A 26,032-nucleotide genomic window follows, 5' to 3' on the forward strand; every position below is an offset into this window, starting at 1 on the left:
GTTGTCGGAGATCTCGTAGCGTCCTGCCATGGGTCACCTATACTGCTTCGGCATCGACGACATTAGCAGATTCGACTTTTCGGACAAAACCTAGGCGCCGGCCTTGGCAACATGCTTGTCGGTGGCATGATCGACGCCTACATAACACCATCTGGCGTGATCGCCATGATGGAAGGTGGAAGTCCAGCTCCCCAAGGCACTTTCCCCGCCTCGAAAGACCCTGACACTTCAGCCGGCAATAGTGGATCGAATGCCGAACCGTTCAGCAATGCCGACTTGGGCTATGAGGACTGGAATCGTTTCCACGTCGATGCGCTGACTGACAAAGGTGAAGTCATCACCTTTGTCCTCCAGCGACGCGGGCTCTCCTGGAAGCTGACCAACGTGCTTGTACCGCTGGACATGTAACAGCTACCCCACTTTCAGCATCCATCTTGTGCCCGCGTGCGAATACGTCAAAAATCATCGGACGCACACACGGCAAAGGCGCCCAGCCTGGGGCACCCTTTGATTTCCATTTATTGTTTTTCAAACCGGCAGCCCTTTTTTTATGGGGACAAGAAATCATCAGACTGGCACCGCGCCAGCTCGTGCTCGACAGCCAGGCGCACGAACTCGCCACGGTTGCGGTGCCTATGGTGCCGCCCTTGGGTCATCAACAGGTCGATGGCCTCCACCACCTCAGCCTCGACGCTCACTATCAGCCGCACGGGCTCGGCAAGCCGCCGTGGATTCTTGCTCATCGTTCGCCCTCCTCTCCGGTGTCGTGGGTCAGGTCGATAGCGGGCGGCTCCAGATCAAGCTCCGGCAGGCTGTCCAAGTCGATGGCTGGCAGCCTTTCCAGGTCGATGGCGCCCTTTTCTAGTCGGGAAATATCATCACCTCCCATCAGCCGCCGGTAGGCATCCTGGGCGGCCTTTGTGGTGGCGTCGTCTCATGGTGTCGCACCTCTCAGCATCGTGTTAGCGGCCCGCCTGCCGGCATTGTCGCGGCGCTGGGCCTGGGACTCGGCATCAGCAGCCGTCGCCCATGTCTCGACATACTGCAGGGCCAGTTTCGTGGCCTCGGCTTCGGGCCGGGCGGCCAGGTGGTGCAGCAGGTAACGCCGGTCATCCGGTACCAGCTCGCAGTGGTGGGCGACATAGGCCAGCCAGGGCGGCTCAATGTCGCTTGGGGCTGGCGCCTGGGCTTCGGTGGGGGCCGGTGGTGCAGGGTAGGCGGGCCAAACGACCTTGGCGGCTTCCAGGGCCTTAGCATTTCTTAGCATCCGGTGGGCCTGCCGGCGGGCGTCCTCAATGTCGGGCGCCACCTCGAAGGCGTCATCTATTACCGCGACCAGCTCAGCCCGTACCTGCCGGCTCAGGGGTGCCAGCGTCTCTCTCAGGCAGTGCGCCAGCGCCGGCCCGATGTCGCGGCCTGCATCAGCCAGGGCGGCCAGCAGTGTCTCGACCTCATGCGCCGGGCCTGCCTTGTCCTGCTGTCCCTCCTTTTCGTTGTGTCCCATGTGTCCTATGTGTCCCAACGGCTCAACCATGCGGGTTTGCGCCGGGACAGGTGCGGGACAGGTGGCCGGGTCAGGTGTCCCAGCGAAGGCGCGGAAAACGTCATCCAGGCTCATGCCGGCCCCTCCTCGCTCTCAGCCGGGCGGATCGCGTAGACGCGGCGGCGGGTGCCATTGATCCGCACGCGCACGGACCGGGCGCCGGTATCGCGCTCGACTATCCAGCCCGCCTGCTCCAGGGCTTCGGTGCCGCGCTTCGGGTCGAATCCGCCCAGCGCCTCGCCCAGCCCCTCGCCGCTGAATAGGTAGGTCCGGCCCTCGGCATCATCACGCCACCAGCCGGCCCGGTCGCGGACCATGGGGGTATGCGCCGGGTCACCATCGACGCTGCTGAACCGGGCATCGCCGTGTCGCTCGATGAAGCCGGACAGGTTGGCCAATATCTGCTCATGCTCGGACCTCACGCCCCCTTGCCCGCCGGCCCACGCTTGGAACGCCTCAACAGCGGCGGCCATGGCCTCGCCTGATTCCCAGCCAACCAGCCCATACTCGGCGGCCAGCTCACCAGCCAGCCCTTTCAGCGCCAGCACCTTGGCGGCCCGGCCTTGCAGCACGCGGGACGTGGCAAAGCCCGGCACCTGGGCGAAACGGTCCACCTCGCCGGCCAGGTCGCGCTCCTCGCGTACCAGCCGCTCGATGAACGCCGGCCCAAGGTGGCCATGGTGTCGCGTCACCTCGCTTTTCAGGTGATCCGCGAAGGCGCGGCCATCATCTAGGTGGTGCAGGTGGTCGAAGGCGCCATGTGCTCGCTTGGCGGGTATATCCAGCAGCCGGACGGCCTGCCCGGCATGGGGACGCTTGCCGGCCTCGCTCATTTGGGCGGCCACGGTACGCTCGCCGCGACATCCAGCAGCGTCGTCTTGCCGTTGCTCGAATCTCTCATCAGATGGATGCCGGCGGTTTGCCGGTGGCACAGAAACAGCAACGGGCCGGCCAGGGCGGTGGATACGGCCAGCACCATCAGCGGGTTGCCGCTGCATAGGCGCACTATGTATTGGCAGCAGCTCTCCAGGCTGCCGTCGGTCGCGTACTCATCTTGGCCGGCCACCTCGCTTTGAAGGGTGATCCGGCGGGCCAGCTCGCATTGGGCGATGGTGCGCCAGGGCATAACGAATACCAACGCCTCCTCGACGCGGTGCCAGCCCACGCGGGTCGCGGCCACCACCACCTCATCGGGCCGGCATTGGGACGCCCATCGGAGCACCGCTCTGCCTTCTCCGCTCGGACCGCCGGGCCAGGTCTCGCCCCTCCAGTTGCATGCAACTCTAGCCTAAAGTCTAGTGATATGGCGCCCTCTTTCTCTCCTATCTTGCAGATTGCATGCAACTCAGGACATCTGCCGTGAGCCAATCCCGACACCTCGATGCCGCCCCCGTCGCCAGAACGGCCACCGCCCAGGTCCACGAGGCGATCAAGCAGCGCATCCTCGATGGCAGCTATCGGCCGCACGACTACATCCGCGAGGCAAGCGTCGCCCGTGAGCTCGAGGTAAGCCGCACGCCGGTGCGTGAGGCACTTCGTGAACTGGTCTCCGAGGGCTGGCTCGAGGCGATCCCCCACCATGGCGCCCGGGTGGTCGCCTGGACGGACAAGGATGCCCGCGAGGTCTTCGAGCTGCGCCTAGTGCTGGAACCCATGGCGGTGAGGCTGGCCAGCGAGCGCCTGGACCGGGCACGGCTGGAGCACCTGGAGGCATTGGCCGAGCGCATGGAGGCCCTGACCGAGCGCGTCGAGACCGACCCCGGCGTGCGCAACGAGATCGCCTTCCTCAACCACGAGTTTCACCGCGAGCTGGTGCTGGCCAGCGACAACCAGCGCCTGGCCAGCGTGCTGGAGAGCGTGGTGCGCACCTCGGTGATCCGTCGCAACTTCGGCAACTACGACCTCACCAACCTGCGCCGCAGCATGCGCCATCACCGCGAGATCCTCGAGGCCATCGTTGCCGACAGCCCCGAGTGGGCCGAGCACGTGATGCGCGCCCATCTGCTGGCCGCCCAGGCCCTGCATGTCCGGTCAACCGACGTCCCCGATGGCGCCCCGCCGGGGAGCTCCTCCCACTGACACCCAAGAGGCACCACAACAACAATGACGCCGCACGACACCCACTCCCCGACGCCCCTCAGCGACATCAAGGTCCTCGAGCTGGGCCAGCTGATTGCCGGACCCTACTGTGGCCAGATACTGGCCGACTTCGGCGCTCAGGTGATCAAGGTCGAGCCGCCCGGCAAGGGCGACGCCATGCGCCAGTGGGGCGAGGCCGACCGCGACACCGGCGAACCGCTGTGGTGGAACGTCATCGGCCGCAACAAGCAGTCGCTGACCCTGGACCTGCGCCAGCCCCGCGGCCAGGCGCTGCTGCGCGAGCTGGCCAGCCAGGCCGACGTCATCATCGAGAACTTCCGCCCCGGCACCATGGAGCGCTGGGGGCTGGGCTTTGATGAGCTTTCCCGCCACAACCCGGGCCTGGTGATGGTGCGCGTCACCGGCTTCGGCCAGGACGGCCCCTACGCCTCGCGGGCCGGCTTCGCCTCGGTGTGCGAGGCCATGGGGGGTCTGCGCCACCTGAGCGGCTACCCGGACCGCCCGCCGGTGCGGGTGGGCATCTCGCTAGGCGATACCCTGGCCGGCCTGCATGCGGCACTCGGCACCATGATGGCGCTGCACCAGCGCGACCGCAGCGGCCGCGGCCAGGTGGTCGACAGCAGCATCTTCGAGTCGGTGCTGGCGATGATGGAGAGCCTGGTCCCGGAGTACGCCCGCGCCGGCAAGGTGCGCGAGCGCAGCGGCAGTTTCCTGCCCAAGATCGCCCCCTCGAACGCCTATCCGGCCCGCGACGGCCGCGACGTGATCATCGGCGCCAACCAGGACACGGTGTTCCGCCGCCTCTGCGAGGCGATGGGCCAGCCAGGCCTCGCCAACCATCCCGACTACGCCACCCACCGCGCCCGCGGCGAGCATCAGGCGGCCATCGACGACCTGGTCGCCGCCTGGACGCGCGAGCACGATGCCCAGCAGGTGGTCGACATCCTGGCCGAGGCCGGCGTCCCGGCGGGGCTCGTCTACCGCGCCCCGGACATGCTCGAGGACCCGCACTTCCAGGCCCGGGAGTCGATCGTCGAAGTACCCGATCGCCACGGCCAGCCGCTGCCCATGCAGAACGTCTTCCCGCGGCTCTCCGACACGCCGGGACGCGTCCGCGAGGTGGGGCCGGCACTCGGTGAGCACACCGAGCAGGTGCTGACCGGTTGGCTGGGTCTGGCCCCCGAGGCCCTCGACGCCATGCGCGCCGACGGCGTGATCTGAGGAGGCGCGCATGGATCCCGTCATCGTGCTGGTCGTGCTGGTCGTGCTGATCACCATCGGCTTCCCGATCTTCCTGGCCCTCGGCCTCTCCGGCCTGGTCGGGCTCTACATGGCCCGCGGCTCGCTGGCCTTCTTCTTCGCGCCCTCGTCGCTGTTCGGCCAGCTCAACGCCTTCGAGCTGATCGCCTTGCCGCTGTTCATCCTGATGGGCAATTTCCTGGGCGCCACCCCGGTGGGGTCGAGCCTGTTCACCGCTGCGGTGCGCTGGCTCAACTGGCTGCGTGGCAGCCTGGCGATCTCCTCGGTGGGCGCCTCGGCGATGTTCGGCGCGGTGTCGGGGGTGAGCCTCGCTGGCGTCGCCGCGGTGGGCTCCATCGCCGTGCCGCAGATGCTGGCGCGCGGCTATAGCCGTTCGCTCGCCGCCGGTGCCGTGGTAAGCGCCGGAGCACTCGCCATGCTCATCCCGCCCAGCGTGCCCTTCATCATCTACGGGGCGGTCTCCAGCGTCTCGGTGGCCGATCTGTTCATCGGCGGCATCGTGCCCGGCATCGTGCTGGCGCTGGCGCTATCGCTGTTCATCTACCTCCGCGTGCGCCTCAACCCGGCCGAGGCACCGGCCAGCGAGGAGCGCTTCACCTGGCGCCAGCGCTGGGCGAGCCTGGCCAACATCTGGCACGCCGCTCTGCTGGTGCTGGCGGTGCTGGGCTCGATCTACTCGGGCCTGGCCACTCCCAGCGAGGCAGCCGGCATCGGCGCCGCCGGGGCCTTCCTGATCGCCACCCTGGTATTCCGCAGCCTCAGCTGGAAGACGTTCCTGGCAATACTCGCCACCACCGCCCGGATCAGCGGCGCCATCCTGCTGATCATCGGCTGCGCCAAGATCTTCGGCGACTACCTGAACATGGTGCGGGTCCCGCAGCTGCTCACCGAAGCCCTCACCGCCACCGGCCTGCCCGCCTGGGCGATCCTGGTGGCGGTGATGCTGCTGCTGATCCTGCTCGGCATGATCGTCGACGCCGTGTCGCTGATCGTGGTGACCACTCCGGTGCTGCTGCCGCTGATCATCGCCTTGGGCTATGACCCGCTGTGGTTCGGCATCGTCATGGTGCTCAACCTCGAGATCGCCGTGGTGACACCGCCGGTAGGGCTCAACCTCTATGCCCTGCGCGGGGTCTGCCCTGAGCTCTCGATCGAGGAGATCATCCGAAGCGCCCTGCCCTTCGTCGCCGTGCAGTTCCTCGTGCTGATGCTGTTCGTGTTCTTCCCCGGTATCAGCCTGTGGTTGCCGGGTCTCATGTAGCCCCGGTGTTTCAACGTCAGTGAAATAAACCGTCTCAAGCGACCGTCGTCACGGTCCATCGCAACGGCCCATCACAACGGCCCATCACAACAACAAGCAGGAGATTCATCATGACGCTTTCTCGTCGCCAAGTCCTGAAGTACGGTACCTTCGCCACCGCCGGCGCCACCCTGTTCGGCACCCAGAGTCTGCTGGCGCCCCACAGCCACGCCGCCACCACCCTCACCGGCGTCACCTACCTGCCCGACTCCTACAAGGCGCTGACATACGGCTCCAATCGCTTCGTGGAGATGCTCAAGGAACAGGGCGGCGACGCCCTCTCGGTGGACTTCTACGACTCCGGGCAGCTGCTCAAGGCGGACGAACAGCTGCCGGCGCTGCGCGCGCGCAGCATCGACTTCATGTTCCATACTTTCTCCTACATCACCCGGTCGATCCCGATCCTCGGCGTCACCGGCCTGCCCGGGGTGGTGGGCGAGCTCTATCGCCATCCGGAGCGCCTGCGCCAGGGCAGCCCACTCATGACGCTGATCAACGAGGTGCTGGCCGAGGAGAACCTCTACATGCTCACCTCCGGAGGCGGCATCCTCGAGCCGGAGTACCTGTGGAGCACCGAGGCGAGCCCGATTCGCCGCCTCGAGGACGTCCGCGGCAAGAAGGTGCGCATCGTCGGCTTCGAGGCCACCCAGGCCTTCGAGCCCTACAACGTGGGCGCGACCCGCATTCCCTCCTCGGAGACCTATATGGCCCTGCAGCGGGGCACCGTGGACGCGGGGGTCTTCAATATCTCGACGGTCATCGGCCGCAGCCTCCAGGAGCAGCTCAAGGTCTGCTACAAGCTGCCGATCACCGGCTTCTCGGTGGCGCCCTTCATGCTGCGTGACACCTGGGACAACCTCGACGACGACGTCCGTGCCGTGTTGCAGAAGGCCGCCGACTGGTATGACGCCAACTTCATCGCGCACTCCAACAACGACATCTACCCCAACGAGTACTGGCCCCAGGTCGAGCAGGCCGGCGTCGAGATCGTCGAGCCCACCGCCGAGGACATCGAGACCTTCAATGCCGGCGCCCAGGCCGTCTGGGACCACTGGAAGGGCGAGGTCGGCGAGGAGGTCGGCAGTCGCGCCATTGCGCTGGCCCTGGGCGAGGCCTGAGGGAGAGTGTCATGACGATGACTGCCCTGCGTGGCTGGGACGGACTGCTGGCCGTCCTGCGCTGGACGTCGATGGCGATGCTGGTGTTCATGATGGCGTCGATCTGCTACGACGCCATCATGCGCTATGTCTTCACGGCCCCGACCAGCTGGAGTCTGGAGATCAACTCCTTCCTGCTGGTCTATCTGGCCGTGATCGGCGCCGCCGAGGCCCAACGCCACGACGATCATATCCGCATCACCTACTTCAAGGACAAGCTGCCGTGGCGCGTGCGCGCCGCCATCGACCTGACCACCGGGCTGCTGGGGATCGCCTTCTGCACCATCATGGTGTGGCGCGGCGGCATCATGGCCCTGCAGGCCTTCGAGTACGGCGAACGGGTCTCCAGCTCGCTGGGCACTCCCATGGTCTACCCCTATGCGCTGCTGCCGATCGGCTTCGCCGCCCTGGGCCTGCAATTCCTGATTGACGCCCTGGCGACCGTGCCACGGCTAGTCGGCACCGCCGACGAGGAGAACACCTGATGAACCTGCTGTCGCCACCCGAGCGGGTGGACATCGTCGAGGTCGCCCCGCGCGACGGTTTCCAGTCGATCCGCGAGCCGCTGCCCACGGACGAGAAGATCCGCTGCATCCAGCTGCTGATCGAGGCCGGCGTCACCCGCATGGAGATCGGCTCCTTCGTCAGCCCCCGGGCCATCCCGCAGATGGCCGATACCGGAGCACTGGTCACCGCCTTCGCCGACCGAGCCGCCATGCGCTTCTCGGCCCTGGTGCCCAACCTCCGGGGCGCAGAGCTGGCCCTGACCCAGGGCATTCGCGAGCTGGTCTTCGTGGTCTCGGTCTCCGAGTCCCACAACCAGGCCAACGTGCGGCGCAGCGTGGCCCAGTCCCTCGAGGACCTCGCCCGTATCGTCGAGCTGCTCGCGCGCGAAGGGAACGCCTGCCTGCGCCTCGACCTGGGCACCAGCTTCGACTGCCCCTACGAGGGCAGCATCGCCTGGCACCAGGTCGACGACGTACTCTCCCAGGCCCGTGCGCTGTGCGGGAACCTCCACCTGGAGGTCGCGCTGTGCGATACCACCGGGCGCGCCACCCCCTACCAGGTGGCCGAACACTTCCGCCAGCTGGTCTCGCGCCACCAGGGGCCGCGGCTGACCTGGGCCTTCCATGGCCACGACACCTACGGCATGGGCGTGGCCAACGCGCTGTTCGCCATCCACCACGGCGCCACCACGGTGGATACCGCCTGCGCCGGGCTGGGCGGCTGCCCCTTCGCCCCCGGCGCCACCGGCAACACGGCCACGGAAGACCTCGTCTATGCCCTCAACGGGGGCCAGGTCTACAGCGGGATCGACCTGTCACGGCTGCTGGCGGCGGCCGATGTCATCGCCGCCCTGCCGGGGGGACAGACCGCCAGCCACCTGCGGCTGGTGCCCCGGGACCGGGTGGCCTGAGCCGCCGTGCCGGTCGTCCTGCTCGCCACCACCGCGGTGCCGGTATTCTCCGCACTGGCGTCGCTCAGGACTTGCCGGCGGTGAAACCGCCATCGACCAGCAGGTGGGCCCCGGTGACGAAGCTGGCCTCGTCGCTGGCCAGGAACAGGAAGGCGTTGGCGATTTCCGCCGGGCGGCCCAGGCGGCCGATGGGATGCAGGCCGATCAGCCCCTGCAGCATGTCGTCGTCCAGGGCCTCGAGCAGCGGGGTATCGATATAACCCGGGCCGATGGCGTTGACCCGCACACCCTTCGGCGCCGCCTCGATGGCCAGGGTCCGGGTCATGTTGACCACCCCGCCCTTGGCGGCGGTGTAGGCGGCGGTCTGGGACTGGCCGAAGACCCCGAGGATAGAGGCGCAGTTGACGATGCTGCCGCCGCCCTGGCGGTACATCACCCGCAGCGCGGCCCGAGCCACCCGGAAGACCCCGTTGAGGTTAATGTCGATGACCTTCAGGTAGTCGTCGTCGCTGAGTTCATCGGTGGGGCAGATGCCGCCGATGCCGGCGTTGTTGAATACCGCCTCCACGCTGCCGAGCTCGGCCACGGTATCCGCGAACAGGCGGTCGACCTGGGCGGTGTCGGTGACGTCGCACGCCTTGAACAAGCAGCGGCCGTCGTAGCGGTCATCGAGCCGTGCGGCCTGCACCTGGCCGTCGCCGCCCTCGAGGTCGGCGATGACCACGCTGGCGCCCTCCTCCAGGCAGCGCTCCACGCTGGCCAGGCCGATGCCGCTGGCGCCGCCGGTGACAATGACGTTCTTGCCCTTCATGCGCATGATGCTTCTCCCTGTCGATGACCTTCCGGCGCGACGAACGGTCCGCCGGTGCGCCCCCAGTGTAGCCAATCGCCCGCCGCGGGAACCGCGTATCGTTTCGGATTCCGGCGCTTTCTCAGCGTGTCTTGACCCGCATCAACTCGTCCCAGCGGGTGGTGTAGCGTGAGGTGCGCCGCTCGCAGCGCAGTGCCCAGGCGGTGCCCCGGCGCGGCAGGCCGAAGCGCACGGTATCGCGGCCCATCTCGCGGTTGAGCCGGTCCACCGTCGCCATCAGCCGCTGGCTGCGCCCGCGCGCCGCCTCGCTGCGTGGCGCCAGCAGCGAGAGCTGATGGCGGTCGGCCTCCACCAGGTCGAGCAGCATCACCCCGCACTTCTGGTAGCGCACGCCCTCGAGGAAGATCGCCCCGAGCCCCCGGGAGGAGGCCTCGAGCAGCTCGCGACTGTCGTCGCTGGGGGCCGGCAACGGCACCACCACGCTGTTGCGGTACTGTCGCTCGCCGGCCAGGTAGGGGTTGCTGCGCAGGAAGACCATCACCGCCCGGGCCTGGCTGCCCTGGCCGCGCAGCTTCTCGGCGGCCCGGGCGGCATGCTGGCGCACGGCTTCCTGCAAATCCGGGAAGGCGCCGGTCAGCCGGCCGAAGGAGCGCGAGACCATGATGCGCTGGCGCGGCTCATGCATGTCGTCGAGCACGATGGCCGGGCGGCCGCGCAGCTCCCAGACGATGCGTTCCAGCACCACCGAGAAGTGGCGGCGGACCTGCTTGGGGTCGGCCTCGCGCAACTGCCAGGCGGTGTGGATGTCCATCAGCGCCAGCCGCTCGGCGGTGCGTCGCGCCACGCCCCACAGCTTGGTCACCGGCAGCGACGCGAGCAGGGCGCGGGTGGCGGGCCCGTCGGCCTCGAGCCGGCAGACGCCCTCGTAGGCCGGCTGCTTCTTGGCCGCATGGTTGGCCACCTTGGCCAGCACCCGGGTCGGCGCCAGCCCCACGCAGACAGGGATGCCGGTGTCGCGGCGCACCGTCTCGCGCAGCCGCTGGGCATGCGCCTCCAGACCGTCGACCGCGAAGCCGGCGAAGCCCACGAAGCTCTCGTCGATGGAGTAGGTCTCCACGTCCGGCGAGAACTCGCCAAGGATCAGGTTGACCCGCCGGCTCATGTCGCCGTAGAGCGCGTAGTTGCTGGAGAGCAGCACCGCCTGGCGGCGGATGGCCGGCGGCAGCAGGTGCATCGGCGCGCCCATCGCCACGCCCAGCGCCTTGAGCTCGTTGGAGCGCGCCACCACGCAGCCGTCGTTGTTGGAGAGCACGCCGACCGGACGCCCCTCTAGGCGCGGGTCGAAGACCCGCTCGCAGCTGACGTAGAAGTTGTTGCAGTCGACTAGGGCGATCACGGTTCGCCTCCCGGCAGGGCATGGAGCACATGGGTGACCACGCCCCACACCTCGCACTCGCGGCCCGCCAGCGGGATCGGCGCGAAGCGCGGGTTGCTGGCCACCAGGAAGGTCTGCTCGCCGCGGCGCTCCAGGCGTTTCACGGTGGGCTCGCCATCCACGGCGATCACCACCACCCGCCCGGGCAGCGGCTCCAGGCTGCGGTCCACCACCAGCAGGTCGCCGTCGTGGATGCCGTCGCCGAGCATGGAGTCGCCCTCGGCCCGCACGAAGTAGGTGGCGGCCGGGCGGCGCACCACATGGGCGTGCAGGTCGATCTCCACGTCCAGGTGGTCGTCGGCGGGGCTCGGGAAGCCCGCCCGCACCCGGCACCCCATAAGCGGCTGGGCCGTCTCGCCGGGGAACGGCGCGGCGCGGCCGATCACCCGGGCCGTGGTGGACAGCGGCAACATCATGGGCCCCTCCCTCAAATACTGTATATATGGACAGTATTCGACACTTCGCCCCTGCCTGGCAAGCCCTGCCGGCACCCGGGACGCGTGCTACCGTGAAGGAGCCATCACAACGAACAATCCCAAAGCACCATTATCAGGACGCCCGCCATGCCCCATCCCCTGCTCTCCCGCCAGCCCTTCACCGCGAAGGGCAAGGTGGTCTCCGCTCGCGAGGCCGTGAACCTGATCCGTGACGGCGACGCCCTGGCGACCGGCGGCTTCGTCGGCATCGGCTTCGCCGAGGGACTCGCCGTGGCCCTGGAGGAGCGCTTCCTGGAGACCGGAGAACCCCGTGACCTGACCCTGATGTATGCCGCCGGCCAGGGCGACGGCAAGGAGCGCGGGCTCAACCACCTGGGCCACGAGGGCCTGGTGGCGAAGGTGATCGGCGGCCACTGGGGGCTGGTGCCCGCCCTGCAGAAGCTCGCCATCGAGGGGCGCATCCAGGCCTGGAACCTGCCGCAGGGGGTGATCTCGCATCTCTTCCGCGACATCGCCGCCGGCAAGCCCGGCACCCTGACCCGGGTGGGCCTGGGCACCTTCGTCGACCCGCGCCTGGGCGGCGGCCGGATCAACGACGTGACCCTCGAGGAGCGCGTCTCGCTGCTGCCCATCGACGGCCAGGAGTACCTCTTCTATCGGGCCCTGCCGCTGCAGGTGGCGCTGCTGCGCGGCACCACCGCCGACACCCTGGGCAACGTCAGCATGGAGCGCGAGGCCCTGACCCTGGAGGCGCTGGCCATCGCCACGGCGGTGCGCAACTCCGGGGGCGTGGTGATCGTGCAGGTGGAGCGCCTCGCCGAGCACGGCACCCTGCACCCCAAGGACGTCAAGATCCCCGGCATCCTGGTCGACTGCGTGGTGGTCTGCGAGGATCCCGCCCACCACTGGCAGACCTTTCGCACCGCCTACAACCCGGCCTTCTCCGGCGAGATCCGCGCGCCCATGGCGAGCCCCGAGCCGCTGCCGCTCTCGGCCCGCAAGGTCATCTCCCGGCGCGCGGCCTTCGAGCTCAGGCCCAACAGCGTGGTCAACCTGGGGATCGGCATGCCCGAGGGCGTCGGCGCGGTGGCGAGCGAGGAGCGCCTGCTCGAGCACCTGACCCTGACCGCCGAGCCCGGGGTGATCGGCGGGCTGCCGGCCGGCGGGCTCGACTTCGGCGCGGCGCTGAACACCCAGGCGATCATCGACCAGCCGGCCCAGTTCGACTTCTACGACGGCGGCGGACTCGATATCGCCTTCCTGGGCATGGCCCAGGTGGACGGCGCGGGCCATGTCAACGTCTCGCGCTTCGGCCCGCGGCTGGCCGGGGCCGGCGGCTTCATCAACATCAGCCAGAACGCCCGCAAGGTGGTGTTCATGGGCACCTTCGTGGCCACCAAGGAGGCGCTTGCCATCGTCGACGGACGGCTCGAGGCGCCCTCCGGCGGCCAGGGCAAGTTCGTCGCCGAGGTGGAGCACCGCACCTTCAGCGGGACCCTGGCCGCCGCGGACGGCAAGCCGGTCTGCTATGTCACTGAGCGGGCGGTGTTCGAGCTCACCCCGGAGGGGCTCACCCTCACCGAGATCGCCCCGGGAGTCGACCTCGAGCGCGACGTCCTGGCGCTGATGGCCTTCACCCCGCGGATGCCTGCGCCACCCCGGCTGATGGACGCGCGAATCTTCCGCGAGGCGCCCATGGGGCTCGCCGAGGAGCTGCTGGAGCAGCCGCTGGCGCAGCGCTTCAGCCTCGATGAGAACGAGGGCATCCTCTTCATCAACTTCGAGCACCTGCGCGTCGCCTCCCCGGAGGACATCGATGCCATAGAGCAAGAGGTCGAACGGCGTCTCGCCCCGCTGGGCCGCCGCGTCCAGGCCATCGTCAACTACGACCACTGCCGCATCGACGACGCCCTGCTCGCCCCCTACACCGAGATGGTGCGCGGCCTCGAGCAGCGCTTCTACACCCGGGTGACTCGCTACACCACCAGCGGCTTCATGCGCCGCAAGCTCGGCCACGCCCTGGAGGCGCGCGCCGTCCCGCCGCACATCTACGAGAGCGCCGAGGAGGCCCGCCAGCACCTCAAGGAGTGATCTCTGGAAGGCTCGGCGCTGAACCGCAGGTCCAGGGCGTGGCGATGTAGGACCCGGCCGGGGCCTACATCGCCACTTCCACTGGTTTCACGAGCCGATCGAACACACTGTAGGCGAGCTGCATGACCTCATGGTGGTTACCGGCACTGAAGGCGATGATGTCGGCCTGAGCCAGATGCGGAGAGACGAAGACCTCCAGGTCGAAGAGATTGCCGAAGGGGGGCATGGCACCGGGCTCGCAGTCGGGGAAATGCTCGCTGAACTCGCTCTCCTCGGCCAGTTCGACAGACTGGGCGCCAAGGGACTGGGCCAAGCGGTGCAGGTCGACCCGATCGGTGGCCGGCAGCACCGCCAGCGCCAGGCGGCCGTCGACGTTGACCATGACGCTCTTGGCAAAATGGCGGCCGGGCACATGGGCTACCTCGGCAACCTCCTGGGCGGTATAGGCGGGCGAATGCTGCTGTACGACGTATTTCACGCCGTTCTCGTCAAGGAAGTGTGTGACGCTTTTCATGGCCATGGGAATTATCCTCCCGTGTGTCGTTCAAGGGCCTGAAGACAAGTCTAGTTCAGCCTCGCGCCCACTGGAAAAGCCACGCCCTGAAGGCGAAACGAAACTCAGTCCCGAAAAAAGAAGGCAGCCCCATCGGGCAATCTCGCGCATGGCCAGGAAGAACACGCTGGGGGCGACTCAGCCGCGTCCTCCACCACCCTGTTTCATCATGCGGCCACCGCCCTGGCCACGCGGGCTGCGCTGCTGCCTGAGGATCTGCTGGCGCATCTGTTGGCGATGCTCCTCGCGGAGCCGCTGGCGCTCGGCATCGGAACCCGCCCCTTGCATGCGCTGGTGATACTCGCGGCGCTGCTGCTGGTTCATCATCGGATAGCCGTAGATGCCGTCCGGGTCAAAGCCGCGCTGCTCGGCGCGCTGGCGCATGAGGTTCTGGTGCTCTGCCTGAATGCGCTGGCGCTCCTCGAGGGAGCCTGCATCACGCAACCGCTGCCGGAACTGGTCACGCTCCTGCTGGCTGAACATCGAGCCGCCGTAGAACCGCTCCTCGTCGGCGACGTTCTGAGCCTGGGCAAGGCCGATGGAGAGGCACAGCGCCGCCACCGGCAGGAGCCGAAGGCCTCGCGTCGTGATGAGGGACATCGATGCCATGTTTACCTCCCCTGCTGGCGAACCAGCCAGAAACCGTATGGAAAAACGAATGCACGCTTGAGGTGTAGCCCAAGCCTTGAGTAGCAGCCACGGTTTTTGGGGTCAGGCGGGAAGAGTCACCCCTCTCGTTGACATGTGTCAAACCTGAAAGGGAAGCGAGTCCACGGGCCCGGGCCGCCCGAAGAGGTAGCCCTGGAAGGCATGGCAGCCATGCGCCACCAACCAGGCGCGCTGCTCCTCGGTCTCGACCCCTTCGGCGATCACCGCCAACTGCAGGCTTTCGGAGAGGGCGATAGTGCTGGCGACGATGGCCGCACTGGCCTCGTCCTCCAGCACATCACGCACGAAGGACTGGTCGATCTTGAGCTGGTCCAGGGGCAGGCGCTTGAGGTAGGAGAGCGAGGAGTAGCCGGTGCCGAAGTCGTCCAGGGCGAAGGTCACGCCGTGCTCCTTGAGTCGCCGCATGGTCTCATGGGCCTCATCGCGGTTATGAACAAAGAGGCTCTCCGTTACCTCCAGCTTGAGTCGCTCGGGACGAGCGCCGGTGTGTGCCAGCGTCGCCAGCACCCGCTCGATGAAATCCGCCTCACGGAACTGCCGGGGGCTGACATTCACCGAGATGGTGAGGTCGGCGGTGACAGGGTCCTCGGCCCATGCCGTCAGTTGCCGACAGGCGGTCTCCAGCACCCAGCCACCGATGGACACGATCAATCGATTCTCCTCGGCCAGGGGAATGAACTCACCGGGAGAGACCATGCCACGCTCGGGATGCTGCCAGCGCACCAGCGCCTCGACCCCGATCAGGCGCCGATCGGCATCCACCTGCGGCTGGTAATGGAGCAGGAGCTCGTTGCGAGGTAATGCCTGGCGCAGGTCCGCCTCGAGCCGGGCACGTGCATGAAGCTGGGCCTGCATGACGGGGTCGAAGAAGTAAAGGTTGTCGCCCCCCGCCCGCTTGGCCTGAAAGAGCGCCATGTCGGCCTGCTGGAGGATCTCGTCGAGGGTCGTGCCATGATCGCGGTAAAGCGTGGCGCCGATACTGCCGGTAACCGTCACCGAGTCGTCGGCCAGGCTGATCGGCGACTGGAGCACGCCGAGCAGTTTCTGGGCGACGCGCTCGACCACGGTAGCCACACGACGCGGATCGCGCCCGAGGTCGTGAAGCAACACGGCGAATTCGTCACCGCCCAGCCGCGCCAGAGTATCGGTCGCACGCAGCACCCCGCCTAGTCGGCCAGCGACCTGCTGAAGCAGTTGGTCGCCGGCATGGTGTCCCAGGGTATCGTTGACCTGCTTGAAATTGTCCATGTCGACGTGGAGCAGCGCGCCGAACTGGTCGCTGCGATAACTGTCCTTGAGCGCCCCCTCCAGGCGGTCCAGCATTAGCCGGCGATTGGGCAGCCCGGTCAACGGATCGTAGAAGGCCAGCTGGTGGATCTCTTCCTCCGCCGCCTTGCGCTGCGAGATATCGCTGAAGGTGGCCACATAGTGGGTCAGTTCGCCGGCTTCGCTGTGCACCGCGCTGATGGTCAGCCATTCGGGAAACACCTCGCCGTTCCGGCGCCGGTTCCAGATCTCACCCTGCCAGCTGCCGTTCTCTCGTACGCACTCCCAAAGGTGTCGATAGAAGGCCGCATCATGGCGACCGGAGCTGAGAATATTCGGGTTACGACCCAGCACCTCGGCCTCGGCATAACCGGTGATGCGGGTGAACGTCTCGTTGACCTTGAGGATCCTTGCCTGGGCATCGGTGATGACCATGCCCAGATGGGTCTCGAAGGCGGTGGCGGCGATGCGCAGCTGGGCTTCCGTGGCGCGGTATTGCGTGACCTCGCGCACCACGGCCAGCACGCCACTGAAGCTCTCGCTCTCCTCGGCCAGCGGACTGAGGATGGCCTGAAAGTCGCGGGGCACGCCGGCCAGGGTAACGCGATACTCAGTCTCCACCGGCTGGCCCGTCGCCTGCATCTCGGCCAGGGCCTGGTCGAACCGACGCACCATCTCGGCCGGCAGGACCTCACGGTAGTGGCGCCACAGCAGCGACTCGCTGCCCCCGTGAAGCTGGTCCCGATCCACGGCATGCACGTAGACGAAGCGCCCCTCGGTATCGAACACAAAGATCATGTCCTGGATCGAGCCGACCAGCGCCTGCAACCGTGCCTCGCGATCCTGCAACGCCCGCCGGGCCTGCTCGCGCTCCATCAGGCGCTGTCGCAACTCGCCTTCCAGATGCAGCCGGCCGAGATAGTGGCGCAGTAACCACCAGCCCAGTGCCGCCACCACCGAGAAGATAATGCCCAGCAGCCAGAGTCGCTGCCAGAAACCGGCGAGCAGCTCCCCGCGTTCCTCGCCGACCACCACGACCAGCGGAAGCCCATCCACCCGCTGCATGGCATAGAGCCGTTCGCTGCCGTCCAGCGGCGAGGCGGTGCGCAGGATGGTCGACGCTTCGCCGCTGTCGATAAAGGCTCGAGTCAGCGGCTCGCTGACGGGGGTGCCGAGCACGCCCATGGCGTCCCCCTCTGCGAAGGGCGGCCTTCGGGTAATCAGCCGCATCTCGGTATCAAGAATGGCGATGCTCTCGCCCCGGGTCATGTCCAATTGCGCCAGTGACTCGCCGAAGAGCTCAGGATTGAGCCGCAACACGGCCAGACCTCGGAACCTGCCATCCGGCCCCTCCAGCCGGCGCGCATGAGCCAGATGGTAGGTCTGGCCGAATGCCGACCAGAGAAGCGGCGTCACCAGAGACTCACGGCCGGGATCCTCGATGAAGGCACGGTAGAATTGACGACTGCTGAGGTCATAGCCGGGCGGCCACCAGGGCGCCGAGGAGGCAATGACCCGCCCCGCCGCGTCGACCAGGCTCAGCTCATTGATGAAGGCAAGACGGTCGCGCTGCCCGGCTAGCAGGTCCTGCAGTGCGCTCGGAGCGAGCGTCGGATCCTTCACGAGCCGCTCCAGGGGCGTGTCGAAGAATTGCGCCAGGCCGCCCAGAGCGTGCTCGCTCAAGGTAAAGGTGGTGCTCACCCACTCGGCCAGCAGGTCGGCCCGCGCGCTGACTCGCTCTCGCCCCAGGTCCAGGTCGTGCCGGTGCTGATCCAACAGGATACCGGCGAACAGCAGCAACAGGGCCAGCAGCGCGAACCAATACAGAGCGATGGCGCGACGCCGAATGCCGCGCCGGTGGCTTTCGGGCAACGCTTCGTCGGTGGAGAGCGACGCGTCACTCATGTCAACGGCAATCCTTGCATTAGATCAATAGAGTCAGTTTATCGGCTTGATGGCAGGAATGCGCTCCCGTGAAGGGACTTGCCTGATTGCTGATTGAAGCAAATGTCGCCAAGGGCCACCATGAAAGATCCTCCTCCACCAGAAGGCGCCAGGAAGGCCTGCCCATGGACGATGTCGCCAGCCAGTTCCTCACCGCCAATGAACCTGCCATCCGCCTGGGCGTGGCGCTGCTGCTGGGTGCCCTGATCGGTATCGAGCGCGGCTGGGTGGCGCGCGAACAGCAGTCGGGCGAGCGCATCGCCGGGATTCGCACCCACTCGCTGGTCGGGTTGCTCGGGGGCATCGCCGCCCTGCTCTCGGAAACGGTCAGCGACTGGGCGTTCCCGCTTATCCTGGTGACCGTGGCCGGCATCAGCCTGGTCGCCTGGTGGGCAAAGCTCGCCGAACAGCACGACTACAGCATTACCGGCTTGGTGGGTCTGCTATTGACCTTCTGCTTCGGCGCGGTGGCGGTGGCGATCGACCTGGCCCTGGCCGCCGCCGGTGCGGTCATCACCGCGGTGATCCTGGACAACAAGCATGAGATCCATGGCCTGCTCAACAAGCTGCAGGCTCACGAACTCGATGCCGGCCTCAAGCTACTACTCATCACCGTGGTGATGTTGCCACTTCTCCCCGATCGCGGCATGGGCCCCGGCGAGGCACTCAATCCCTACGAGATCTGGTGGATGGTGGTGCTGATCGCATCAATCTCCTTCGTCGGCTACTTCGCCATGCGGCTGGGCGGTGCCGAAAAGGGCATCCTCTTTACCGGTCTGTTTGCCGGACTTTCGTCCTCCACGGCGCTGACGCTGCATTTCGCGCGCGTATCGCGTCGGAGCCAGGAACTCGAGGCGATGCTGGCCGCCGGCATTCTGCTGGCCTGCGGGACGATGTTCCCGCGCATTCTGCTGTATGCCGCGGTAATCAGCCCCGGACTGCTGCCGGCGCTGCTGCTGCCGGTGACGGTGATGGGAGCGATGCTCTACCTGCCGGCGCTGTACCTCTGGCGTCATCATCACAAGGCGCTCAAGGTCGATAACCCGACGCCGATCCAGAACCCCCTGGAACTGCGTACGGCGCTGTTGTTTGGCGGGTTGCTGGCGATCATCATGCTGCTCGGCGAATGGCTGCGCGGCGCCCTGGGCGAAGCCGGCATCTATCTGTTGTCAGCCGCCTCGGGGGTGGCCGATGTCGACGCCATCACCCTGTCGCTGACGCGCATGTCGCTGGAGCGCATCGCCCCTTCCACCGCGGTGATGGGCATTATCATCGCCGCTGCGGTCAACAACGTCTTCAAGTCGGGGCTGGCCACCGCTTTCGGTACCCGGCAGCTCGGCAAGCGGGTCGCCCTGCCAATGGTCGCCTCGATGATGGCGGGCCTGGCACTGGCATGGTGGATATGAGGCCTCAGCCCAGGCGGGTAGGTATTGCGTGATACCGATTCAGCCGACTCGCCGAGCCGTAAATCGTACCGGGAGGCCACGGCAGCGACCTGAAGCCGATGCCGAGGGCCTTTTCCATCCGGGCTAGGAGGTCTCGTAGGGCCGAGCCTGAACATCGTCGGGCTCGTGACGGTTGAGGATCTCTTCCGCTTCGGGCTGCGACTCCTCAGGGACGATGACTTTCACCTCGTTGGTTTCCTTGTCGAGGAACAGCTTCTCGCGGGGAAACCCCTCGGAAACGAGCTCGTCGAAGGCGTTGGTCGCCTTGTCGATGCTGCCATAGGCGGCTGTAACGGTCTGTGCCATGAAACCCTCCTCAACGGGGATAAGAGCTGGCCGGCACCGAACGGTGCCAGCAAGAGGCGAGAGCGGCATGTTCTTCTCTCGCATTCAGTGTAGTTATAGCTGCTATCCCGACAACGACCAGGCGATCCGCAGGGGACTTGTCCCACATCAAGCCGGCGCCATGGACGCTGGCCTCGGGCCCAGCGTATCGGCCTGTAGCAGGAGACCAAGCAGCGAAAGCCCTGTTGAACGGCGGCATCATGCTCTGCTCGTGGTCATGGCTTCAGCCGAGGCGCTCGGCCAGCTGCCAGTCGTTGTCGGTCAGCGGCTGCCCGCCCTCGGGGGTGACCCGCACAGTGTCGCTCAAGCCGATGCCCCATTGCCCCGGCAGGCGCAGGCAGAGCGGCAGGTGGAAGACCATGTCAGCCTCGAACTCGCGATGCTGGCCGCGGGCGATGTAGCCGGTGCCCTCGACCCAGCTGGGCGGAAACTGGGCCCCCACCGCATAGCCGAACACCCCCGAGAAGAACACCCGTTCGGCATGAGGGGCCAATACCGCCTCGGCGGCCCGCGCGGCCTCATCGAAGCTGTGGCCGGGGCGCATCGCAGCGGTCAGTGCCTCGAACATCTCGCGGCATACATCGCGCAGGGTCTGCATCTCGGCACTGGCCCGCCCGGCCACGGCAGTGCGCATCATCGGCGCGGTATAGCGGTGAAACGCCGAGCCGAACTCCAGAAATACCGGTTCGTCCGCGGCGATCGCGTGGCGCTTGTGATTGACGTGGATGACGCTGATCCGTCGACCGGTAGTGACGATCGGCTGCAGGCTCATGAACTCGCTGCCGGCCGCCAATAGCGCCCGGCTGCCTTCCGCCGCGACGTCGTTGTCGGTGACTCCGGGGGCAATCACCTCGATCGCTGCCCGCAGGCCGGCCGCGGTGATCCGCGCGCTCTCGCGCAGGCAGTCGAGCTCCGCCGGCGTCTTGACGATACGGATACGGTCGAGCAGTTCACCGCCGTCGTTGCGAAAGCGTTCACTGCCGAGGCGTGCCTGCAACTCGCGGATGACCCCGAAACGCAGGCCGGCCCCGAAGAGGTCGAGGCCGATGGCATGAAAGGGCGCCAGGATCTCGGCCAGCGGTGAAATCACCTCATCGATGCTTTCCCAACGGTAGCCCAGGATCTCGTCCACCGTGGCGGTGACCACGGCTGGCCCGGTCTCGATGGACGGCACCTGCAGCACCAGCCGGTCCGCCGAGACGACCAGGCAGGTGGTCACCGAGACCTCGAAGGTGTGGTAGCCGGTCAGGTAGAAGATATCGGCAGGGTCAGTCAGCAGCAGTGCATCGAGCTCGGCGGCCTGCATCGCCTGTCGCACGCGACGCCGGCGCGCCGCGAACTCCTCGACGGCAAAGGGCAATTCACTCTCGGCGAGGCGGTCGGCCAGCGCATGGCGGTAGACATGATGATCCATCGAATGACGCTCCGGGATGAATGAGACACCCTGGCAGTGTAGTCATCGCAAAGGTCGGGGCTTCCGGGAATGGCGGCAAAATATCCCTGTTCGCCTCCGCCCCGGTTTCGTAGAATCCAGCCTCGAGTTTCGATGCCACAGGACAATGCAATGGGCAGGGCCTTCCAGAACCGCAAGGAATCCATGGCCAAGACGGCCGCCGCCAAGACCAAGGTGTACAGCAAGTACGGCCGCGAGATCTACGTGGTCGCCAAGCAGGGCGGCACCGACCCCGCCGGCAACCTGAGCCTGCGCGGGCTGATCGAGCGTGCCAAGAAGGACCAGGTGCCCAGTCACGTGATCGACAAGGCTCTGGACAAGGCGTCAGGCGTGGGCGGCGAGGACTTCTCCGCGGCCCGCTATGAGGGCTTCGGGCCGGGCAACTGCATGGTCATCGTCGAGTGCCTGACCGACAATCCCAACCGCACCTTCGGCGACGTGCGCGCCTGCTTCAACAAGGCCAAGAGCAAGCTCGGCACTCCGGGCAGCGTCAGCCACATGTTCGACCACTGCGCCATTCTGGCCTTCCCCGGCGATGACGAGGACGCCACTCTCGAGGCGCTGATGGAGGCCGATGTCGACGTCACCGACATCGAAAGCGAAGAGGGCCATATCACCGTCTTCGCCCCCCATACCGAGTATGCCAAGGCCAAGCAGGCGCTGCTCGACGCCTTTGGCGAACTCGACTTCGAGATCGACGAGATCCAGTTCGTGCCCCAGACCGTGACCCCGGTCGAGGGTGACGACGTGGCGATGTTCGAGAAGCTGCTCGATACCCTCAACGACCTCGACGACGTGCAGAACGTCTTCCACAGTGCCGAGCTGCCCGATTCGTAGCGTCTCGCTCAGCCGGCGGCCACCACCAGACGCAGCCAGAGCCACAGGGCCAGGGCCAGCGAATAGAGCGCCGTCAGACCCAACAGCGCATTGAGCGCCGCGCCATCGCGGCGCTGCATCTCGCATATCAGCCCTAGCGCCGCCAGGCCGGTCAATCCCCAGGTTCCCCAGGCCCAGCTTGGCAGCGCCACCGGCGCGGTGACCGCCAATGGCCCCAGTGTCAGGAGTGCGAAAAGCCGACGCGTCGCCACCGTCCCCAGGCGCACCGCCAGGGTCAACTTGCCGGCCCGGGCATCGGTATGGCGATCGCGCAGGTTGTTGACCACCAGGATGGCGGCCACCGGCATGCCCACCAGGATGCCGGCCGCCACCGCCTCGCGGGTAATCGGGCTCTGCTGGGCCAGCAAGCTGCCGAGCACCGCCACCGGGCCGAAGAAGAGCCACACCGCCACCTCCCCCAACCCCCGGTTGGCGTAGGGGCGCCGCCCGCCGCTATAGCCGAGCACGCCGAACACGGCCAGGCCACCCAGCGCCCACAGCAGCCAGTGACCGAAAAGCACCAGCCAGAGCCCCGTTACCACGGCAATCCCCAGGGTCACGGCGAGGCCAGCGCGCAGCTCAGTGGCGCTGAGCCAGCCCGCCTGCAAGGCGCGAGTGGGGCCCAGGCGGTCGGGCTGATCGACTCCGGAGAGGCCATCGAAGAGGTCATTGGCCAGGTTCACCGCCAGCTGCAGCGCGAGCGCACAGAGCAGGCAGAGCACGGCGGTCAGCCAGCTGAAGTGGCCCGGCACTACCAGCATCTGGCCAAGCAGCACCGGCCCGACCGCCGCCGGCAGGGTTCGCGGGCGCAGCGTCTGTACCCAGATAGTGATTCGGTCGACGGCATCGTTCATCCCTTTCCATCCTTGGCGGCAGGCTGCTGGCCGGTCGTCGGCAAGCCTGGCATCGGGCATACTCTGTGGCGTGTCGGCGTTTCCCGCAAGGAGGCAGGATGTCAGCAGAGTGGCTATCGCAGGTCGTACTTCCCTGGGTGCTGGCCAGCGTAATGATGGCCATGGGCCTCAGCCTGGTCGGAGCCGACTTCGCTCGCACCTGGCGTCACCCGCGGCGGGTGATGCTCGGTACCGCCCTGCAGCTGCTGGCGCTGCCGCTGCTCGCCTGGGGGCTGGTTGTGCTGCTTCCCCTTCCGCCGCTGGCAGCAGCCGGTCTGCTGTTGGTGGCTCTGGTGCCGGGCGGGGCTACCTCCAACATGTTCAGCTACCTGGTTCAGGGCGACCTGGCCCTGTCGGTCACCCTGACCGCCATCGCCGCCGTGCTGGCTCCCTTCACCCTACCGCTTGTCATGGGCTGGAACCTCGAGCTGCTGGGCCTCACCACCGGCGGTATCGCGCTACCCTACTGGCACACCGTCGGTCAGCTGCTACTGGTCACCCTACTGCCGGTGCTGGCCGGCATGCTGCTGCGCCGGGCCCTGCCGGCCACCTGGCACGAACGTATACTGCCCGGCGTAAAAGGGTTCACGGGAGTGGCGATGGTCTCGATTGTGGTGGCGCTTTTCATCAGCCACGTCGAACGACTGCCGGCCCTGATAAGCATCGAGACGCTCTCCGTGCTGCTCCTCTGCCTGCTGAGCATGCTGCTGGGACACGGGGTCGCCCGACGGTTGCGGCTGCCTCATGCCAGTGCGCGCGCCATTACCGTGGAGGTGGGCGTGCAGAACGCCGGCGTGGCGATGATGGTAGCGTTCGTGTTGCTGCAGCAGCCGGCCATTGGCCTGGTGCCGCTACTCTACGGCCTGCTGATGAACGTGCCAGTATTCGTGTGGATGTTCGCCTGCCTGTGGCGCGATCGCCACCCGGTACCCGCGGTCACGCAGGGGCGCTGAGCATGATGCCAAATCGCGCCACAACCATCGTCAGCCGAACTACTGACCGCCACGCTTCGGGCCCGTCGGGCGCCACTCGCCTACCGCGTAGTCGAGTCAGGCACCGGAAGCGTCGCGAACACGCCCGCGACCCTGGCCCGAGGAGGTCACGGCTGGCCGGATGGATTGCCGAGAAGCTCACGGACCGCCTCGGCCTCCAGGGTTTCATGCTCCTCTAGCGCCGAGGCCAGCGCATCCAGATCGCTTCGATGCTCCTCGAGAAGCTCGCGGCCGCGGGCCTCGAGGTCGGTCAGCAACCGTTGTATCTCTTCGTCGACCAGGCCGGCCATGGCCTCGCTGTGTTCGCGGGATTCGGCAAGCTCCTTGCCCAGGAACACGTGCTCCCGGCTCTGGGCGAACATCACCGGCCCGATGCGTTCGCTCATTCCCCAGCGTCCCACCATTCGACGCGCCAGCTGCGTGGCCTGTTCCAGATCATTCTCGGCGCCGCTCGAGACCTCCCCGAAGACAATGGATTCCGCCAGACGGCCACCGAACATCACGGTGAGGCGGTCGCGCAGATAGGCTTCCCCCTGGTTATAGCGCTCCTCATCGGGCACCTGGGCGGTCACCCCCAGGGCACGCCCGCGCGGCAGCACCGTGACCTTTTCGAGGGGATCGGCCTTGGGCAGCAGGTAGGCGAGCAGCGCATGGCCCGACTCATGGTAGGCCACGATATGGCGCTCATTGTCAGAGAGGCCAACATCCTTGGCCTCACCCAGCAGCAGGCGGTCGCGCGCCGCCGAGAAACACGCCCAGTCCACTGCCTTCTGCTCGTTGCGGCCGGCCTGAAGCGCGGCTTCATTGGCCAGGTTGGCCAGGTCGGCCCCCGAGAAACCGATGGTGATCTCGGCCAGCCGCTCGAGATCGACATCGTCGGCTAATGGCATGTCACGCGTGTGCACGCGCAGGATATCCCGACGCGCCTCGCGATGCGGATTCTCAAGGGTGACCTTGCGGTCGAAGCGTCCGGGGCGCAACAGCGCCGAATCGAGCACGTCTGGGCGATTGGTAGCGGCCAGGACGACAACCGCTTCATCGGCCTGGAAGCCGTCCATTTCGGAGAGGATCTGGTTGAGGGTCTGCTCACGCTCATCGTGACCACCCCCCATGCCGGCGCCCCGCGAGCGACCGATGGAATCCAGCTCGTCGATGAACACCACCGCCGGGGCCTGCTCTTTGGCCTTCTTGAAGAGGTCGCGGACGCGCGACGCCCCGACGCCCACGAACATCTCGATGAACTCCGAGCCGCTGATGCTGAAGAACGGCACGTCGGCCTCGCCCGCCACCGCCTTGGCCATCAGCGTCTTGCCCGTGCCCGGCGGCCCCATCATCAGGATGCCGCGAGGAATCTTGGCCCCCAGCGCCTGGAAGCGCGCCGGCTCCTTGAGGAAATCGATGACTTCGATGACTTCGCGTTTGGCATTTTCCGAGCCGGCCACATCGTCCAGGCGGACCTCGCTCTCTTCGCTACTCACCTGACGGGCGCTGGACTTGCCCATGTTGAACATTCCGCCGCCCGACATGGCGCGCTGCTGCATCCGATTCCAGAACCAGAACAGCAGGCCCAGGATGAGAATCCAGGGCAGAGCGCCGACAAGCACGCGCTGCCACCAGGGAGGATCAATGGGTTCGGCGTCGATGCGCACCCCGTTCGCCTCGAGACGCTCAAGCAGGCGTTCACCCTCGACCTCCGGACGCGTGGCCTCGAAGCCTTCCTCGGTTTCTCCGAGTTCTCGCGCCTGACGTCCCGAGTCGCTGAAGCTGCCTTCCACCGCCTGACCGCGCAGCGTGACCGAGTCGATATGTCCCTGGTCCACGGCGGTCAGGAATTCACTGTAGGTGAGTTCGACCTGCTGGTGACGCTGCGCCGAATCGAGGTAGTGGAACAGCAGCACGATGGCCAGGGCGATCCACACGAAGAGCAGCCACTGCCGGCGCGAGGGCTGCGTCTCTTCGGGGTACCAGAGCGGCGAACGCTTGGGCCTGTTGCGCTGCTTGTCGGAGGAGGAGTCGTTGTCGGATCGGGACATGGTGCACTCAGC

Annotated in this window: 26 protein-coding genes; 11 read left to right on the top strand and 15 right to left on the bottom strand. The window is 66.9% G+C overall.

Features of this window, described 5'->3' with window-relative positions; translation table 11 throughout:
• Positions 1-126: 126 nt before the first annotated feature.
• Positions 127-408 (top strand): hypothetical protein, encoded by a 282-nt coding sequence (locus FHR95_RS06090; protein WP_183313753.1) that lies wholly within the window; start codon positions 127-129, stop codon positions 406-408.
• 140 nt (positions 409-548) lie between these two features.
• On the opposite strand, the gene FHR95_RS06095 is transcribed toward FHR95_RS06090, so the two are convergent.
• The 5 genes from FHR95_RS06095 to FHR95_RS06115 are packed head-to-tail and all read right to left on the bottom strand — an operon-like array spanning position 549 to position 2,765.
• Positions 549-743: a hypothetical protein gene (locus FHR95_RS06095; RefSeq protein ID WP_183313754.1), complete on the bottom strand. Its 195-nt coding sequence runs from the start codon at positions 741-743 to the stop codon at positions 549-551.
• Positions 740-889 carry a hypothetical protein gene (locus tag FHR95_RS06100; RefSeq protein WP_183313755.1) on the bottom strand — a complete coding sequence of 50 codons (150 nt, stop codon included), beginning with the start codon at positions 887-889 and terminating at the stop codon, positions 740-742. The genes FHR95_RS06095 and FHR95_RS06100 overlap by 4 nt, the downstream gene beginning before the upstream one ends.
• A gap of 45 nt (positions 890-934) precedes the next feature.
• On the bottom strand, positions 935-1,618 hold the full coding sequence (locus FHR95_RS06105; protein ID WP_183313756.1) for a hypothetical protein: 684 nt from the start codon (positions 1,616-1,618) through the stop codon (positions 935-937).
• The gene (locus FHR95_RS06110) at positions 1,615-2,388 is read right to left on the bottom strand and encodes a hypothetical protein (RefSeq protein ID WP_183313757.1); all 774 of its coding nucleotides are present in this window, start codon (positions 2,386-2,388) and stop codon (positions 1,615-1,617) included. The genes FHR95_RS06105 and FHR95_RS06110 overlap by 4 nt, the downstream gene beginning before the upstream one ends.
• Entirely contained in the window at positions 2,373-2,765 is a 393-nt protein-coding gene (locus tag FHR95_RS06115; RefSeq protein ID WP_221199239.1) for a DUF927 domain-containing protein, read from the bottom strand. The genes FHR95_RS06110 and FHR95_RS06115 overlap by 16 nt, the downstream gene beginning before the upstream one ends.
• A gap of 137 nt (positions 2,766-2,902) precedes the next feature.
• Between FHR95_RS06115 and FHR95_RS06120 the strand changes: the two genes are divergently transcribed.
• The 6 genes from FHR95_RS06120 to FHR95_RS06145 all read left to right on the top strand — a co-directional run bounded on the left by FHR95_RS06120 (position 2,903) and on the right by FHR95_RS06145 (position 8,777).
• A complete protein-coding gene (locus FHR95_RS06120) occupies positions 2,903-3,622 on the top strand; it encodes a GntR family transcriptional regulator (protein WP_343065189.1) in 720 nt (239 codons plus the stop codon).
• A 24-nt stretch (positions 3,623-3,646) separates the two neighbouring features.
• Entirely contained in the window at positions 3,647-4,864 is a 1,218-nt protein-coding gene (locus FHR95_RS06125) for a CaiB/BaiF CoA transferase family protein (RefSeq protein WP_183313760.1), read from the top strand.
• Positions 4,865-4,874: 10 nt separating this feature from the next.
• Positions 4,875-6,164, top strand: a complete 1,290-nt coding sequence (locus FHR95_RS06130; RefSeq protein WP_183313761.1) for a TRAP transporter large permease — start codon at positions 4,875-4,877, stop codon at positions 6,162-6,164.
• 110 nt (positions 6,165-6,274) lie between these two features.
• A complete protein-coding gene (locus tag FHR95_RS06135) occupies positions 6,275-7,321 on the top strand; it encodes a TRAP transporter substrate-binding protein (RefSeq protein WP_183313762.1) in 1,047 nt (348 codons plus the stop codon).
• Positions 7,322-7,332: 11 nt separating this feature from the next.
• Positions 7,333-7,845: a TRAP transporter small permease gene (locus tag FHR95_RS06140; RefSeq protein WP_183313763.1), complete on the top strand. Its 513-nt coding sequence runs from the start codon at positions 7,333-7,335 to the stop codon at positions 7,843-7,845.
• A complete protein-coding gene (locus FHR95_RS06145) occupies positions 7,845-8,777 on the top strand; it encodes a hydroxymethylglutaryl-CoA lyase (RefSeq protein WP_183313764.1) in 933 nt (310 codons plus the stop codon). The genes FHR95_RS06140 and FHR95_RS06145 overlap by 1 nt, the downstream gene beginning before the upstream one ends.
• Before the next feature lie 64 nt (positions 8,778-8,841).
• Here FHR95_RS06145 and FHR95_RS06150 read toward each other — a convergent pair whose 3' ends face one another.
• The 3 genes from FHR95_RS06150 to FHR95_RS06160 all read right to left on the bottom strand — a co-directional run bounded on the left by FHR95_RS06150 (position 8,842) and on the right by FHR95_RS06160 (position 11,439).
• Positions 8,842-9,594, bottom strand: coding sequence for an SDR family NAD(P)-dependent oxidoreductase (locus FHR95_RS06150; RefSeq protein WP_183313765.1), 753 nt, complete (start codon positions 9,592-9,594; stop codon positions 8,842-8,844).
• A 115-nt stretch (positions 9,595-9,709) separates the two neighbouring features.
• Complete coding sequence (locus tag FHR95_RS06155) at positions 9,710-10,984, bottom strand: Y-family DNA polymerase (protein ID WP_183313766.1); 1,275 nt, start codon at positions 10,982-10,984, stop codon at positions 9,710-9,712.
• Complete coding sequence (locus FHR95_RS06160; RefSeq protein ID WP_183313767.1) at positions 10,981-11,439, bottom strand: LexA family protein; 459 nt, start codon at positions 11,437-11,439, stop codon at positions 10,981-10,983. The genes FHR95_RS06155 and FHR95_RS06160 overlap by 4 nt, the downstream gene beginning before the upstream one ends.
• Before the next feature lie 147 nt (positions 11,440-11,586).
• Here FHR95_RS06160 and FHR95_RS06165 point away from each other — a divergent pair, with 147 nt between their 5' ends.
• Entirely contained in the window at positions 11,587-13,551 is a 1,965-nt protein-coding gene (locus tag FHR95_RS06165) for an acyl CoA:acetate/3-ketoacid CoA transferase (protein WP_183313768.1), read from the top strand.
• Between the two features lie 64 nt (positions 13,552-13,615).
• On the opposite strand, the gene FHR95_RS06170 is transcribed toward FHR95_RS06165, so the two are convergent.
• The 3 genes from FHR95_RS06170 to FHR95_RS06180 all read right to left on the bottom strand — a co-directional run bounded on the left by FHR95_RS06170 (position 13,616) and on the right by FHR95_RS06180 (position 17,944).
• Entirely contained in the window at positions 13,616-14,071 is a 456-nt protein-coding gene (locus FHR95_RS06170; protein WP_183313769.1) for an aminoacyl-tRNA deacylase, read from the bottom strand.
• A gap of 171 nt (positions 14,072-14,242) precedes the next feature.
• Positions 14,243-14,713 carry a hypothetical protein gene (locus FHR95_RS06175; protein WP_183313770.1) on the bottom strand — a complete coding sequence of 157 codons (471 nt, stop codon included), beginning with the start codon at positions 14,711-14,713 and terminating at the stop codon, positions 14,243-14,245.
• 138 nt (positions 14,714-14,851) lie between these two features.
• Positions 14,852-17,944 (bottom strand): bifunctional diguanylate cyclase/phosphodiesterase, encoded by a 3,093-nt coding sequence (locus FHR95_RS06180; RefSeq protein WP_183313771.1) that lies wholly within the window; start codon positions 17,942-17,944, stop codon positions 14,852-14,854.
• 164 nt (positions 17,945-18,108) lie between these two features.
• Here FHR95_RS06180 and FHR95_RS06185 point away from each other — a divergent pair, with 164 nt between their 5' ends.
• A complete protein-coding gene (locus FHR95_RS06185; RefSeq protein WP_183313772.1) occupies positions 18,109-19,389 on the top strand; it encodes an MgtC/SapB family protein in 1,281 nt (426 codons plus the stop codon).
• 123 nt (positions 19,390-19,512) lie between these two features.
• Here the strand turns inward: FHR95_RS06185 and FHR95_RS06190 are convergent, their stop codons facing one another.
• Positions 19,513-19,734 (bottom strand): hypothetical protein, encoded by a 222-nt coding sequence (locus FHR95_RS06190; protein ID WP_040185327.1) that lies wholly within the window; start codon positions 19,732-19,734, stop codon positions 19,513-19,515.
• 262 nt (positions 19,735-19,996) lie between these two features.
• Positions 19,997-21,187 carry a M24 family metallopeptidase gene (locus tag FHR95_RS06195; RefSeq protein ID WP_183313773.1) on the bottom strand — a complete coding sequence of 397 codons (1,191 nt, stop codon included), beginning with the start codon at positions 21,185-21,187 and terminating at the stop codon, positions 19,997-19,999.
• A gap of 150 nt (positions 21,188-21,337) precedes the next feature.
• On the opposite strand from FHR95_RS06195, the gene FHR95_RS06200 reads away from it, so the two are divergent.
• Complete coding sequence (locus FHR95_RS06200; protein WP_040185320.1) at positions 21,338-22,063, top strand: YebC/PmpR family DNA-binding transcriptional regulator; 726 nt, start codon at positions 21,338-21,340, stop codon at positions 22,061-22,063.
• Between the two features lie 8 nt (positions 22,064-22,071).
• Here FHR95_RS06200 and menA read toward each other — a convergent pair whose 3' ends face one another.
• Entirely contained in the window at positions 22,072-22,956 is an 885-nt protein-coding gene (menA, locus tag FHR95_RS06205) for a 1,4-dihydroxy-2-naphthoate octaprenyltransferase (protein ID WP_183313774.1), read from the bottom strand.
• A gap of 98 nt (positions 22,957-23,054) precedes the next feature.
• Between menA and FHR95_RS06210 the strand changes: the two genes are divergently transcribed.
• Complete coding sequence (locus tag FHR95_RS06210) at positions 23,055-23,948, top strand: bile acid:sodium symporter family protein (protein WP_040185316.1); 894 nt, start codon at positions 23,055-23,057, stop codon at positions 23,946-23,948.
• A 146-nt stretch (positions 23,949-24,094) separates the two neighbouring features.
• On the opposite strand, the gene ftsH is transcribed toward FHR95_RS06210, so the two are convergent.
• Complete coding sequence (gene ftsH, locus FHR95_RS06215; RefSeq protein ID WP_082042594.1) at positions 24,095-26,020, bottom strand: ATP-dependent zinc metalloprotease FtsH; 1,926 nt, start codon at positions 26,018-26,020, stop codon at positions 24,095-24,097.
• Between the last annotated feature and the right edge of the window lie 12 nt (positions 26,021-26,032).

The sequence above is a fragment of the Halomonas fontilapidosi genome (assembly GCF_014192285.1).
GTDB lineage: Bacteria > Pseudomonadota > Gammaproteobacteria > Pseudomonadales > Halomonadaceae > Halomonas > Halomonas fontilapidosi.

What these genes read in the sequence shown, in the direction of transcription:
- FHR95_RS06090 (WP_183313753.1), top strand. Translation starts at nt 127, where the DNA reads ATGATCGACGCCTACATAACACCATCTGGCGTGATCGCCATGATGGAA.
- FHR95_RS06175 (WP_183313770.1), bottom strand. Translation starts at nt 14,713, where the DNA reads ATGGCATCGATGTCCCTCATCACGACGCGAGGCCTTCGGCTCCTGCCG.
- FHR95_RS06135 (WP_183313762.1), top strand. Translation starts at nt 6,275, where the DNA reads ATGACGCTTTCTCGTCGCCAAGTCCTGAAGTACGGTACCTTCGCCACC.
- FHR95_RS06200 (WP_040185320.1), top strand. Translation starts at nt 21,338, where the DNA reads ATGGGCAGGGCCTTCCAGAACCGCAAGGAATCCATGGCCAAGACGGCC.
- FHR95_RS06145 (WP_183313764.1), top strand. Translation starts at nt 7,845, where the DNA reads ATGAACCTGCTGTCGCCACCCGAGCGGGTGGACATCGTCGAGGTCGCC.
- FHR95_RS06185 (WP_183313772.1), top strand. Translation starts at nt 18,109, where the DNA reads ATGGACGATGTCGCCAGCCAGTTCCTCACCGCCAATGAACCTGCCATC.
- FHR95_RS06170 (WP_183313769.1), bottom strand. Translation starts at nt 14,071, where the DNA reads ATGGCCATGAAAAGCGTCACACACTTCCTTGACGAGAACGGCGTGAAA.
- FHR95_RS06160 (WP_183313767.1), bottom strand. Translation starts at nt 11,439, where the DNA reads ATGATGTTGCCGCTGTCCACCACGGCCCGGGTGATCGGCCGCGCCGCG.
- FHR95_RS06105 (WP_183313756.1), bottom strand. Translation starts at nt 1,618, where the DNA reads ATGAGCCTGGATGACGTTTTCCGCGCCTTCGCTGGGACACCTGACCCG.
- FHR95_RS06095 (WP_183313754.1), bottom strand. Translation starts at nt 743, where the DNA reads ATGAGCAAGAATCCACGGCGGCTTGCCGAGCCCGTGCGGCTGATAGTG.
- FHR95_RS06125 (WP_183313760.1), top strand. Translation starts at nt 3,647, where the DNA reads ATGACGCCGCACGACACCCACTCCCCGACGCCCCTCAGCGACATCAAG.
- ftsH (WP_082042594.1), bottom strand. Translation starts at nt 26,020, where the DNA reads ATGTCCCGATCCGACAACGACTCCTCCTCCGACAAGCAGCGCAACAGG.
- FHR95_RS06195 (WP_183313773.1), bottom strand. Translation starts at nt 21,187, where the DNA reads ATGGATCATCATGTCTACCGCCATGCGCTGGCCGACCGCCTCGCCGAG.
- FHR95_RS06100 (WP_183313755.1), bottom strand. Translation starts at nt 889, where the DNA reads ATGGGAGGTGATGATATTTCCCGACTAGAAAAGGGCGCCATCGACCTG.
- FHR95_RS06150 (WP_183313765.1), bottom strand. Translation starts at nt 9,594, where the DNA reads ATGCGCATGAAGGGCAAGAACGTCATTGTCACCGGCGGCGCCAGCGGC.
- FHR95_RS06165 (WP_183313768.1), top strand. Translation starts at nt 11,587, where the DNA reads ATGCCCCATCCCCTGCTCTCCCGCCAGCCCTTCACCGCGAAGGGCAAG.
- menA (WP_183313774.1), bottom strand. Translation starts at nt 22,956, where the DNA reads ATGAACGATGCCGTCGACCGAATCACTATCTGGGTACAGACGCTGCGC.
- FHR95_RS06190 (WP_040185327.1), bottom strand. Translation starts at nt 19,734, where the DNA reads ATGGCACAGACCGTTACAGCCGCCTATGGCAGCATCGACAAGGCGACC.
- FHR95_RS06140 (WP_183313763.1), top strand. Translation starts at nt 7,333, where the DNA reads ATGACGATGACTGCCCTGCGTGGCTGGGACGGACTGCTGGCCGTCCTG.
- FHR95_RS06180 (WP_183313771.1), bottom strand. Translation starts at nt 17,944, where the DNA reads ATGAGTGACGCGTCGCTCTCCACCGACGAAGCGTTGCCCGAAAGCCAC.
- FHR95_RS06130 (WP_183313761.1), top strand. Translation starts at nt 4,875, where the DNA reads ATGGATCCCGTCATCGTGCTGGTCGTGCTGGTCGTGCTGATCACCATC.
- FHR95_RS06210 (WP_040185316.1), top strand. Translation starts at nt 23,055, where the DNA reads ATGTCAGCAGAGTGGCTATCGCAGGTCGTACTTCCCTGGGTGCTGGCC.